The sequence below is a fragment of the Maribacter sp. genome (assembly GCF_039974175.1).
Classification (GTDB): domain Bacteria; phylum Bacteroidota; class Bacteroidia; order Flavobacteriales; family Flavobacteriaceae; genus Maribacter_C.
Map to the genome: position 1 here is coordinate 254260 of NZ_JBDWJN010000003.1, position 12594 is coordinate 266853.

General features: G+C 39.6%; 9 protein-coding genes. 7 read left to right on the forward strand and 2 right to left on the reverse strand.

The annotated features are described in order from the left end of the window. Position 1: 1 nt before the first annotated feature. Together ABJN95_RS02175 and ABJN95_RS02180 are read right to left on the reverse strand one after the other, a co-directional pair. Positions 2-682, reverse strand: a complete 681-nt coding sequence (locus ABJN95_RS02175; protein WP_348368347.1) for a hypothetical protein — start codon at positions 680-682, stop codon at positions 2-4. Next, positions 679-4452 carry a reprolysin-like metallopeptidase gene (locus tag ABJN95_RS02180; RefSeq protein ID WP_348368348.1) on the reverse strand — a complete coding sequence of 1258 codons (3774 nt, stop codon included), beginning with the start codon at positions 4450-4452 and terminating at the stop codon, positions 679-681. The genes ABJN95_RS02175 and ABJN95_RS02180 overlap by 4 nt, the downstream gene beginning before the upstream one ends. Positions 4453-4503: 51 nt before the next feature. On the opposite strand from ABJN95_RS02180, the gene ABJN95_RS02185 reads away from it, so the two are divergent. The 7 genes from ABJN95_RS02185 (at position 4504) to mgtE (ending at position 12559) form a co-directional block, all read left to right on the forward strand. After that, a complete protein-coding gene (locus tag ABJN95_RS02185; RefSeq protein WP_348368349.1) occupies positions 4504-5433 on the forward strand; it encodes a bifunctional riboflavin kinase/FAD synthetase in 930 nt (309 codons plus the stop codon). After that, positions 5430-6755 carry an HTTM domain-containing protein gene (locus ABJN95_RS02190; protein WP_348368350.1) on the forward strand — a complete coding sequence of 442 codons (1326 nt, stop codon included), beginning with the start codon at positions 5430-5432 and terminating at the stop codon, positions 6753-6755. The genes ABJN95_RS02185 and ABJN95_RS02190 overlap by 4 nt, the downstream gene beginning before the upstream one ends. A 58-nt stretch (positions 6756-6813) precedes the next feature. Next, positions 6814-8085: a serine--tRNA ligase gene (gene serS / locus ABJN95_RS02195; protein ID WP_348368351.1), complete on the forward strand. Its 1272-nt coding sequence runs from the start codon at positions 6814-6816 to the stop codon at positions 8083-8085. A gap of 80 nt (positions 8086-8165) precedes the next feature. After that, positions 8166-9950, forward strand: a complete 1785-nt coding sequence (locus ABJN95_RS02200) for a tetratricopeptide repeat protein (protein ID WP_348368352.1) — start codon at positions 8166-8168, stop codon at positions 9948-9950. 81 nt (positions 9951-10031) lie between these two features. Next, positions 10032-10343 carry a DUF4286 family protein gene (locus ABJN95_RS02205; RefSeq protein ID WP_348368353.1) on the forward strand — a complete coding sequence of 104 codons (312 nt, stop codon included), beginning with the start codon at positions 10032-10034 and terminating at the stop codon, positions 10341-10343. A 13-nt stretch (positions 10344-10356) separates the two neighbouring features. Next, on the forward strand, positions 10357-11220 hold the full coding sequence (gene rsmA, locus ABJN95_RS02210) for a 16S rRNA (adenine(1518)-N(6)/adenine(1519)-N(6))-dimethyltransferase RsmA (protein ID WP_348368354.1): 864 nt from the start codon (positions 10357-10359) through the stop codon (positions 11218-11220). Further along, positions 11207-12559 (forward strand): magnesium transporter, encoded by a 1353-nt coding sequence (gene mgtE, locus ABJN95_RS02215; protein ID WP_348368355.1) that lies wholly within the window; start codon positions 11207-11209, stop codon positions 12557-12559. Before rsmA ends, mgtE begins: the two co-directional genes overlap by 14 nt. The last annotated feature ends 35 nt before the right edge of the window (positions 12560-12594 follow it).

Here is a 12594-nt window from a genome sequence, read left to right on the forward strand (position 1 = left end):
CTTAAAGGGCCCTAAATTCGAAAATACCTGAATCGGAGGTATTACCCTCTTTGTCTGTTGTTAGTACCCTCCAAAAATAAACGGTATTCGCCTCCACTGTTACTTTTCTCGTAGACGCATTTACCCCTGGAGAAAAAACTAAGGTTTCAGGTGGGTTCTCAGTAGAAAAGTAAATTTCATACCCGTCGATATCATCATCTACATCAGCTCCAATCCAACTTAATTCTACTTCATTATTGATATCCTTAAAGACAGTCGCACCCATTTTGGGTGCAACAATTTCTGCCGGAAAAGGCGCGTATGTAGTTGCAAATCCGGAGTTATAAAAATTCCATGTTGGGCTTAAAGCAGTTTGCAATACAGCCGAATTCTTCGAAATTACAACCCATGAATACGGTGTTCCTTTCTGAATCGGCAATTTTGCACGGGTATTAGCAACCGTAATATCTTGCTTATTCCCATTACTTAAATTCGTCACGATTAGTTCATAGGTTTCGGTATTGTTTGAAGCTTGCCATCTAAATTCTACTTGACTGGTTTCTGTATTGATATCTTCCCCAGTAGTACACTCAGAATTCTGTTCAGGAAAAATCAAGACCGCACTTTCAGGTGGTTTTGGTGACTCTTTTTTCTTGCACCCCAGCAAGAGAACTGAAACGATAAGTACGTATAGAAATCTCATCTTTTAATGACTTTTGATGTTCCCTTTATATTTTCAGCTTCAAATTGAATAAAATACAAGCCCGTTGACAAGGCTGAAAAATCTAACTCTAGCTCAGCTGCATTGACCGAATACTTGCGCCCAAGAACAAGTCTTCCATTCGCGCTAAATACACGGATATCAACCTCACCCAAAGCCCTTCCAAAGAAAATAGTTACCACCTCATCAAATGGATTTGGATAAACAAGTGCATCTTCTGAAAAAAGGAATTGTTCTTCATAACTTCCTTGACAAGGCAAATTTGTGCTTACTTTCAACGTATTCAATCCAGGTTTGAGATTCAGGCTTATAGTAGCCTCCTCAATCTGGCTAACTACACCATTTAATTCTATACTATAAAGTGAGGCACCTCCTAATTCCAAATCAACAATACTTCCATCTAGTGAAGCTTTTGACGAAACACTGAGAACCTCAGGTTCCTCAATCACAACATCAAAACATTGTTCAGCCGCCACAAGAGTTCCGTCGGTAGCCACTATACAAAGATTATATGTGCCCGCACTTAAATTATCTAAGCTAAAAGAAGGAGTAGTAAAATCAGCTGTGCTGTTTACGCCATTTCCTGAAAGGGTTGCAGTATAACTCAAAGCAGACTCTACATTGATAATAATAGCTCCATCATTACTGCTGCGGCAAGACTCACTCCTCGCCTCTATTCTATAGTTTGAAGCTGGCACAACAAGTATTGGACAACCCGAGGTATCAACCTGGCTTCCCACTGGCGTTCCCAAACATAGGTCAGGACCATCATCAAAAACGCCATCTTGATCCGCATCTGGCCTAAACTCTCCTTCGGCGCAAATTTCTAGGGTGAAGCCTTTGAGAGATCCCCCATCTGAAGGCGCATTGTCCGAAACCGTTAGTATCCACTCGCCCAAGGCCGATTCTCCATTAAAAGAACTCAAAAAACCAAGTGGTTTTACAGTTCCACTAATGGCAGGTGTTCCTCCACAAACAAAACTCGCTGCGTCATCATCAAAGACCGCATTAACGTTTCTCAGGTCATCACAAGAGTTGCTGATTAGAACAACCGTCGTACCCGCTGGGGAAGTCAAGGTAACAACAATATCAGAGAGAAATGTATGATCTAGCTCTAAATCAACATTTACATCGGCAACCTGTAAATCATCGAAAACCAGAACTTTAGAGAGCACAGTGGGTGTTCCAGAAGCGGAAATCGTGATCGGTAAGCCAACTGCATCTCTAGTTTGGCAGCTAAAGGCTATGGTGGTAAAACTAAATGGAGTTCCAAAAGTACCTTCGCCACAACTATTTTTGGGCTTTATGCGCCAATAATAGGTGCGTAGATTTTCTAGGTTTAGAGGACTATAAGTGTTACTAATTACCGAAGCCGTTTCTATGATTGAGCCAAAAGCTACATCAGTAGCAATCTCCACATCATACGAAGTAGCCAAATCATCAGCCTGCCATTCCAACAACATACTAGTAGAAGTATCTACTTCTGTATCAGCCGGCGAAACTAAGGTTATCGGTGAAAAACTGGTATCGTAAACAACCAGATCAATACTAACTTCTTTTGTTAACGATGCTGTTGTTGCCAATACTCGAATAGGATAGCTACCAACGGGCAGATTTTGTGTATTGCTAAATGTAATATCTACGGGAGTGTTGTTGGTCGTTGCGGTTTCAGGGAAAATTGCAATATCAAGCCCCGTAGGAGGAGTTGCTATGCTAAAAGTCGCCTCCTCGCTAAACCCCATAGTGGTTTCATAAACGAAAGGCACAACCAAGGTGTTAGGTGTACAGACTTCGTATTCCAACGCGTCAAAATTCAATACAATATCAGATTCCTCAATGGTAAAATCAGATGAATTAACGGCAAAAAAAACGTTGTTATGCGCTTTTACCATAATACGTGCGGCAGTGGTTGGGTTTGCAGGAAATTGCACAATATGACTACCATCGTTAGGAACATCTTCTGCCAATAGGAAAGGAAAGGTGCTTCCCCCGTCGGTAGAAAGATAAATATCGATGGTTTGTGCATTTATAGGTGCCTTTTCAGTATTGGCTACATCCCAAATAATTTCCTCTGTATCTCCAGCGGAAGCTACTACATTCGTAGTTTGTGAGGTTACGATGAACGGGCCTGCACTATTTTCAACAAACACATTGACCAAATCTGACACCACTTGACCACCACCCACGGCATTATCTCGAACCGTCAAAGCAAAATTCATCTCCCTCTCAATATTCGATACGGTTTCCCAATCCGAGTTAATTGTCGGTGATGTCTGTGTTAATCTACCTGCTATAACACTAGACAATTTTGGAAAGTAACGTTCTCTATTTTCCGATGGCCTTTGCGATCTAAAATTTGCCCCAATTGGGTTTGTAGGTCCGAATGCTGGTTGCGGTACAATACCATCATCTATTTGCTCCCAATTAAAAGTCAAAACATCACTGGCATCAATATCGTTAGCTTCTCCCGTTAATACGAAAGCCGTTGAAATTGGAATGGTGAAACTACCGGCAGGAGTCACAATAGGAGGGTTATTCGTTAAAGCCATAGCTTCACCGCAACTAACCGTATTCAAATACTCTGCAATCTGAACGATGCTTGCGTAGTGAAAATAGTCATCACCATTTTCCGCAATATTGTGAATACCGGCAATACCAGCGTACCCCATAATCGTACTTCCGCTACCAGGCTCTGTCTGTACCCCAGTTCCCTCTGGCTCGAAAGACCAGGTATGATTGGCCCCGAATTGATGCCCCATTTCGTGGGCAACAAAATCAAGATCAAAAATATCTCCTTCAGGAGTTGGTGTAGAGGCATACGCACTGCCTTTTCTACTATCGATGCAAACCGCACCAATAAAACCTGCATTTCCATCACTAGGAGCCCTATTAAACAGGATGCCAATATCGTAATTTGCCGCGCCTATTGTAGTTGTGAGTTCATCTTGCACTTTAGAACTTAAACTTCCACTGTAAGGATCTGTAGCCGGATCTGTAAAAATTACCTGATCCGTATTGGCAACCAGTTCCAATCGAATAGCTAAATCAGTTTCAAAAACCTCATTGATTCTTGTAACCGTTGCGTTTATAGCCGCCAAGGCATCAGCTACCGTACCCCCATGGTACTCTGTATATTCCCCCGAGGCCGATACGGCCAATCTAAATTTACGCAACACCTGACCGTCGATTGGCTTTAAAAATCGCGTCTCTAGTTTATTTTCAAGAGTAGCTTTAGTACTACATAATAAATCACTATTTCTTTTGGTGTTCGCAGCCCTAGAGTAGACTACATATTTGTTATTAGCATCTTTTTGCATGAAGGTAGAACCTCTGTTGTCGGCATGAACAATCATACTCTGTATACCTTTGTGCGAAACACTAAAGCGGATCTTGTCTTTGGTGCCATTCAAGGCATAACCGACGTAAGACTTTATATTCGGGTATTTTCTAGAAAGCTCAGGTGAGAATACTGGTTGTTCGTGAATGCGAAAAGAGTGTATTTCTCCATTTTCATCTGGAAAACGCACTGTTTTTGAAGTGCCCTTGGCCACAGATATACTTTTTAACTCATTCGCAAACCTTCTTTCGTCAAACGCGAATAACTTGCCTTTCTGAACATCAAAACGCTCTGAAAAACTGTGATCTAAAACTCGTTGAGATACATCTTGTTGCCAATAGTCACTTTGCGCCGAACCGTAAAAGGAAAGAAATGCTATGGTAATTGAAAAAACAAGACGTAATTTTGCGACCATCGGTGGGGATTTTCCAAACTCAAATATAAGCCTTTTTATTTTCTATTTTTCGTGGTAACTGTCCAAAGCATCAAAGAATACGACAAAGAACACTCGACTGTCATTACCATAGGCACTTTTGACGGTGTGCACATAGGCCATCGAAAAATACTCGAACGACTAATAAAAAATGCAAAAGATTCCAACCTAAAATCGGTAGTACTCACTTTTTTCCCACATCCTAGAATGGTACTTCAAAAGGATACCGACATCAAATTAATCAATACCATCGAGGAGAAAACAAAAATTCTCAAGGAACTTGGACTGGATTTTTTGATCATTCATCCGTTTACTGCTGATTTTTCTCGACTTTCGGCTACGGAGTTTGTTCGCGATTTACTAGTGAATGAACTGCAAATTAAAAAGATAATCATTGGTTACGACCATCGTTTTGGTAGAAATCGCACTGCCAATATAAATGACCTCATCACTTTTAGCAGCACTTTCGATTTCGAAGTAGAAGAAATAACGGCTCAGGAAATCGATGACGTGTCGGTCAGTAGCACAAAAATTAGAAAAGCCCTTGAAGAGGGAGATATACAAACAGCAAATACCTATTTGGGCTATAGGTACATGCTAACAGGTACGGTTAAAAAAGGAAAAGGCTTAGGCAGGCAGCTGAATTTTCCAACTGCAAATTTACAGGTTGAAGAAGTCTATAAATTAATTCCAAAAAATGGAGTTTATGTAGTGCAAAGCCATGTAAAAGGCAAACTTACTTTTGGAATGATGAATATTGGATTTAACCCCACAGTTTCTGGAACAGAGAAAACAATAGAGATAAATTTCTTTGATCTTGACCAAGATCTCTACGATCAAAAATTACAGATTGAAATAATTGATCGTATTCGTGATGAGCATAAATTTGAGTCTATCAATGCACTCAAAGAACAACTTTCAAAAGACAAAGAAATGTCCCTTTCAATACTTGCAAAGTTATGAACGCTCTAAGTCGTTTGTTATTTACGAAAATTGATAATTCGCCCTTACTTATTTTTCGCATTTTCTTCGGCATTCTGATTGCATTGGAATGTTACGGAGCTATTCTTACGGGCTGGGTCAAGAAAACTTTGATTGAACCTAGATTTACCTTTAATTTTATCGGATTCGATTGGCTGCAACCACTTCCCGATTACGGTATGTATTTCTATTTTTTTATAATGGGTACGCTCGGTGTTAGCATCGCCTTAGGATATAAATATCGATTCAGTATTATATCATTTACCCTATTGTGGAGTGCCGTTTATCTGATGCAAAAAACATCCTATAACAATCATTATTACCTGCTGATATTAATTTCAGGAATGATGTGTTACTTTCCGGCAAATGCAGGGTATTCATTAGATGCAAAAAAGAACCCATCACTACGAAAAGAACATATGTTTGCATACGTAAAATGGATCGTAGTTTTACAATTGTTCATAGTCTATACCTACGCATCGGCAGCCAAAATGTATGGTGACTGGCTTGACTTTGGTATCATCAAAATCTTAATGTCTAACAAGGCAGGGTATTATGTAATCGGAGACTTGCTACAACAGCCGTGGGTTCATAAGATCGTTGGTGTTTTTGGTATTCTGTTTGACCTACTGATTGTACCGGCCTTATTATGGAAACGAAGTAGGAAACTTGCTTTTTCCGCTTCTATATTCTTTCATCTTTTCAACTCAATAGTTTTTCAGATTGGAATTTTTCCGTATTTGTCGCTTGCCTTTACGGTCTTCTTTTTTGAAACCCACACCATTAAAAATATCTTTTTCAAAAAAAAGTTATTGTACACCGAAAGTGAAATCGAAATACCTTCCTCTAGAAACACGACTTTGTTTCTAGTAGGTATCTATTTTATAATTCAATTGGTATTACCGATACGTCATTATTTTATAAAAGACGATGTTCTGTGGACAGAAGAAGGGCATCGTATGAGCTGGCGTATGATGCTTCGCAGCAGAACGGGAATGATAAAGTTCAAGGTTGTCAATACAGATACCAAAGCATCTACCTTCATAAATCTAGATGATTACTTAAGCCGAAAACAGGGAAGGCGTATAGCAGCATATCCTGATTTCATCTGGCAATTTGCTCAGCGCTTGAAAAAGGAATACGCCGAAAAAGGAGAGGTGGTATCTGTTTACGCCCTAAACTCTAAAGTAAGTGTTAATGGCAAACCCTACCGTGCTTTTATAGACCCCAAAGTAGACTTAGCCAATGAATCGTGGAACCATTTTGGTCACCATCAATGGATATTGCCTTCGAAATCGCATTGAGCTACCATTGTGACATTGCCCGATTAAACCTAAATTTGCAGCTTATAAAGAAATTACCATGTTACAGTTACAGGTCATCCGAGAAAAGAAAGATGAAATCGTTAGCGCTTTGCTAAAGCGAAATATTAATGCAGCTTCTCTTTTAGATGACATTCTTCAATTCGATGAAAAACGAAGAAAAACACAAACTGCCTTAGACAACACTCTTGCAGAATCAAACAAGCTTTCTAAAGAAATTGGAATGCTTTTTAAAAGTGGCCAAACTCAAGAGGCAAACGTTTTAAAGGAAAAAACAGGTGCTTTAAAAGAAGATGCAAAAACGCTGGGAGAAGAATTAAACACGGTTGCCGAAGCACTTCAAGAATTATTATATCAGCTTCCGAACGTACCCCATGAAAGTGTTCCTGCTGGAAATACTGACGATGACAACGAAGAAATTTTCAAAGAAGGGGCTATTCCCAACCTGGTATCTGATGCACTTCCCCATTGGGAGCTGGCCAAAAAATATGACATTATTGATTTTGAATTAGGCGTTAAAATCACTGGAGCAGGCTTTCCGGTATATAAAGGCAAGGGTGCTCGATTGCAACGAGCTTTGATTTCTTACTTCTTGGATAAAAATGCAGCCGCAGGGTATACCGAAATGCAGGTACCTCATTTGGTAAATGAAACATCTGGTTATGGAACCGGGCAACTTCCAGACAAAGAAGGTCAAATGTATCATGTTGGCGGAGATGATTTGTATTTGATTCCAACAGCTGAAGTTCCTATTACGAATTTGTTCCGCGATGAGATTCTAAATGAAAAAGATTTTCCGATTTGCTATACCGCTTACACCCCTTGTTTTCGACGAGAAGCAGGAAGTTATGGTGCCCATGTTCGTGGCCTAAACCGGTTGCATCAATTCGATAAGGTCGAAATTGTTCGTGTTGAACATCCTAATAACTCGTATGCAGCCTTAGATGCGATGGTTGAGCATGTAAAAAATATACTTAGAGAACTGAAATTACCCTATCGTATTTTAAGACTTTGTGGGGGTGACCTAGGTTTCACTTCTGCCTTAACCTATGATTTTGAGGTTTTTTCTACGGCCCAAGATCGTTGGTTGGAAATCAGCTCGGTTTCCAATTTTGAGACCTACCAAGCGAATCGCTTGAAATTACGGTACAAAGATGACAACGGAAAAAGTCAACTAGCACATACGCTAAACGGAAGTGCCTTGGCACTACCTAGGGTTTTGGCCGGTATTTTAGAGAACTACCAAACGGCCGATGAAATTCAAATTCCCCAAGTTCTCGTGCCTTATTGTGGTTTCGATAAAATCGATTAGTCAAAAAACACTTCCTCCAAATTATATCCTCCTTAACAGATTCTTTGTTAGGGCTGAAGTATATTTGTTATATTTCTGGTATGAAGGCACTACCCTTTTTCATTCTTTTTCTCCTATCTTTTATAGCATTTGCCCAAGACGATTTTTTGGCAAAGCGCTATTTTGAGGATGGTGATTATGACAAAGCGGTTGTTTTTTATGAAAAATTAGTAGAAAAAGACCCAAGAAGAACTGATTATAGTGAAGGTTTAGTCGCCTGTTACCAGCAATTAGAGCGCTATGATGATGCAGAAAAATTCTTATTAAATGCGTTGCAAAAGGGCAGACCTTACCCCACATTCTATATTGAATTGGGGTATAATTATACGTTACAGAATAGTTTAGAAAATGCTGGCGAATATTATGACAAAGCAATTGCCCTAATAGATGAGAATCCGAATTACGGCTACGGTATCGGATTTCGTTTTCAAAAATATGCGCTTTTAGACTATGCAATTAAGGCGTATTCAAGAGCAATGGAGCTCAATCCAAAGTTAGATTACAACTATCAGATAGCCCGAATATATGGTGAGCAAGGTAATATTGACAAAATGTTCTCAACCTATCTGACCCTTATCCGAGCAGGAAAATCATCGATGTCGAATGTATTGCGAAATTTTGATGATTTCATAAGTGAAGACCCTGAGGCCGACAATAACCTGAAACTGAAGACGGTGCTTTTACAAAATGCGCAAAAAGATCCAGATGTATTGTGGAATCAATTGCTAAGTTGGTTATTCGTTCAGCAAAAGCAATATAGTAGTGCTTTCCGTCAAGAAAAGGCCATTTACAAACGTATGGACGGTGCTACGATACGAAGACTCGAAAATTTGGGAGATCTGGCGATGGAAGATACCGAAACAGAAATAGCCAAAGACATTTACGAGTACATCATTGCGAACACCACTGATGAAGTAATCAAACTCAATGCCCAATTAAATATCATTGATATTCAATTGCTAGACGCTGATGAAAACGTATTGCATAGCATACAAAAGCAGTATGACGGGCTTATTGAAATTCATGGGTATAGGAGTGAAACGCTACAACTGCAGATTGCCTATGCTAACTTCTTGACATTTAAAAGAAATCTTCCAGAAGCAGCAATCGAAATTCTAAAAAACAGTTTGCAACTTCCCCTAAATAAACGCGGTACTGCTTACGTGAAATTAGCCTTGGGCGATATCTTGGTTTTTGATAAAAAATTCAACGAAGCTTTGATCTACTTCTCACAAATTCAAAAAAAGCTAAAGAACGATGTGTTGGGTCAAAATGCAAGATATAAAGTTGCCCAAACCAGTTTTTACAAGGGAGATTTCGATTGGGCCCTAACACAATTAAAAGTTTTACGAGGATCTACCTCACAATTGATTGCCAACGATGCCATGCAACTCAGTTTACTGATTTCTGATAACTCATTGGAAGATTCTACCCAGACGGCTTTGCGAAAATATGCGCGTGCCGATCTGTTGGCGTATCAAAACAAAACGCAAGAAGCCATTGCCGAATTAAATGGTATTCTTCTTGATCATAAAGGTGAAAAAATAGAAGATGAGGCACTTTTAAAACAGGGTGAGCTCTTAGAAAGCATAAAAGACTATACAGCTGCGGCATTAAACTATCGTAAAATTATCGAATTCTACGGTTCTGGAATTCTTGCAGATGATGCTCATTTTCAATTGGGGGAACTCTATCGAAATATCCTCAACGAACCCGAGAAGGCAAAAATGCAGTACGAAAAGATTATTTACAATTATCAAGACAGTTATTACTTTCCGCAAGCGCGTCAATACTTTAGAAGACTTAGGGGAGATTCTATAAACTAAACCCAAGTTCAAGTATCAAGTTCAAACGCAAATGGCAGATTGAACTCGATACTTGTGCTTAACTCTTGAACTTTAAAACCCATGTATATATACAACGTTACTATTAATATCGAGCAAGCTGTTCATGACCAATGGCTATCCTGGATGAAAGAAACCCACATTCCTGATGTGCTGGCCACCGGTAAGTTTCTAAATGCAAAGATGTGTAAAGTATTGGTGGATGAAGAAATGGGTGGGATTACCTATTCCGTACAATACACCACCACAGATAAGGCAACTTTAGAGCGCTACTACATAGAAGATGCGGATCGATTACGACAAGACATCACCAAATTGTTTGCAGGTAAATTTGTCGCTTTCCGAACAGAACTAGAAGTTGTTAGCGAATATTAGACTGTATTTTGAAATGGGCAAAAAAAAGAAGAAATCCTTTCAGAGTTGGAAAGACAAAAAGAAGCGAGATAATGCCCCTGTAAAGGCCAAAAAGCATCTCGGGCAGCATTTTCTTAAAGATGAAAGTATTGCGAAACAAATTGCTGAAACACTTTCCTTTGAAGGGTATGACAAGCTTATAGAAATTGGCCCCGGAACTGGGGTTCTAACGAAATACCTTTTGCTGAATGACATTGAATTGGTGGCCATGGATTTAGATTCAGAATCCATCGTTTATCTGAATCATAGTTTTACCTTAGAAAACCCCGAAGTTTTGCAGAACGTAGGTTCCTTCAAAGTTATCGAAGCAGACTTTTTAAAATTCGATTTGTCAAAACTGTTTGGCCAAGAACAATTCGCAGTTACCGGTAACTTTCCGTACAATATTTCCACGCAAATTGTTTTCAAAATGCTGGAATGGAAAGCTCGTATTCCAGAATTCACCGGCATGTTTCAAAAAGAAGTTGCTGCCCGTATCTGTGAAAAAGAAGGGAATAAAACCTATGGAATTCTCTCAGTTCTAGTACAAGCTTTCTATGATGCGGAGTATTTATTTACGGTACACCCCGAGGTATTTGACCCTCCACCTAAAGTACAATCTGGGGTTTTGCGTCTAAAACGAAAAGACAATTTCGAGCTCGGCTGTGATGAAAAGCTTTTTTTCAAAGTGGTGAAAGCTGCCTTTAACCAACGTAGAAAGACTATTCGTAACAGTTTAAAAACCTTTGGGCTTTCTGATATTCTCAAAGAAGATGCTATATTTGACCGCCGCCCCGAACAATTGGGGGTAGCCGATTTTATAGCCTTGACCCAGAAGATAGCAAATGACACCCTTTAAACTCACAGACGAGCTTTTGGCTGATATCGAACAGCTCATTGAGAACCAAAAAGATGCTGCCCTAGAATCTCTTTTGGAAGAGGTGCACTATGCCGATGTTGCTGAAATTATCAATGAACTCAAAGAAGGTGAAGCCACCTATCTGATTAAACTGCTTGACAGTGATAAGACTTCAGATGTACTTACCGAGTTAGATGAAGATATGCGAGAAGCCATTCTCAGCAATCTTTCAACAAAAGAAATTGCAGGGGAATTAGAGGAACTTGATACGGATGATGCTGCAGATATTGTGGCCGAACTACCTGATGAAATCGTTCAAGAAGTTATCTCGGAAATTGAAGATAAGGAACATGCGAAAGATATCGTTGACTTACTCCGTTATGATGAAAACTCTGCAGGAGGGTTGATGGCCAAAGAACTAGTAAAAGTCAAGGAAAATTGGAACGTGCTTACCTGTGTAAAAGAAATGCGGGCTCAGGCCGAAAATGTTACTCGTGTACATTCTATTTATGTGGTTGACGATGAAGAAAAGTTGATTGGCCGTTTATCGCTAAAGGACCTATTGACCACTTCTACTACATCACCCATCAAAGATGTATACATACCCAAAGTAGATGCAGTCAATGTAAATGAAGATCCCGAAGAGGTGGCTAAAATCATGTCTAAATATGACCTAGAGGCTATTCCAGTCGTTGATGAGATAGGGCGTTTGGTCGGAAGGATCACTATTGATGATATTGTTGATGTTATCAAAGAGGAAGCTGATAAAGATTACCAACTGGCGGCTGGTATTTCACAAGATGTAGAAGCAGATGATGGTGTTTGGGAGTTAACCAGAGCACGACTGCCTTGGCTAATATTAGGGCTTTTTGGTGGGTTAGGAGCAGCTGCTATTATGGGAGGTTTCGAAGAAATGATTTCAAAACACGCCATTCTATTTTTCTTTACACCCCTCATTGCCGCGATGGCAGGTAACGTTGGGGTACAGTCAAGCGCAATTATTGTTCAAGGTTTAGCCAATAATGACCTGAAGGGTAGCGTTGGAAATCGACTGCTCAAAGAAATGCTTTTAGCGCTACTGAACGGACTCATATTAGCAGCTATTTTACTACTTTTTACCTGGTTTTGGAAAGGAGATTTTCTAACGGCTCTTGCCATCTCAATATCATTAATTGCCGTAATCATAGTAGCTGGCTTTATAGGAACTTTCACTCCTCTTTTTCTTGACAAAAGGGGCATTGACCCGGCAATTGCCACTGGGCCGTTTATCACCACAAGCAATGATATTTTTGGCATTTTAATCTATTTCTGGATCGCAAAACTTATTTTGGGAATCTAGATTAAAACAAGGGCTCAATTTAAATCAATAACTTC

Bases quoted from the DNA above. Each gene is read 5' to 3' on its own strand.
- ABJN95_RS02175 (WP_348368347.1), bottom strand. From the start codon at position 682: ATGAGATTTCTATACGTACTTATCGTTTCAGTTCTCTTGCTGGGGTGC.
- ABJN95_RS02180 (WP_348368348.1), bottom strand. From the start codon at position 4,452: ATGGTCGCAAAATTACGTCTTGTTTTTTCAATTACCATAGCATTTCTT.
- ABJN95_RS02190 (WP_348368350.1), top strand. From the start codon at position 5,430: ATGAACGCTCTAAGTCGTTTGTTATTTACGAAAATTGATAATTCGCCC.
- serS (WP_348368351.1), top strand. From the start codon at position 6,814: ATGTTACAGTTACAGGTCATCCGAGAAAAGAAAGATGAAATCGTTAGC.
- ABJN95_RS02200 (WP_348368352.1), top strand. From the start codon at position 8,166: ATGAAGGCACTACCCTTTTTCATTCTTTTTCTCCTATCTTTTATAGCA.
- ABJN95_RS02205 (WP_348368353.1), top strand. From the start codon at position 10,032: ATGTATATATACAACGTTACTATTAATATCGAGCAAGCTGTTCATGAC.
- rsmA (WP_348368354.1), top strand. From the start codon at position 10,357: ATGGGCAAAAAAAAGAAGAAATCCTTTCAGAGTTGGAAAGACAAAAAG.
- mgtE (WP_348368355.1), top strand. From the start codon at position 11,207: ATGACACCCTTTAAACTCACAGACGAGCTTTTGGCTGATATCGAACAG.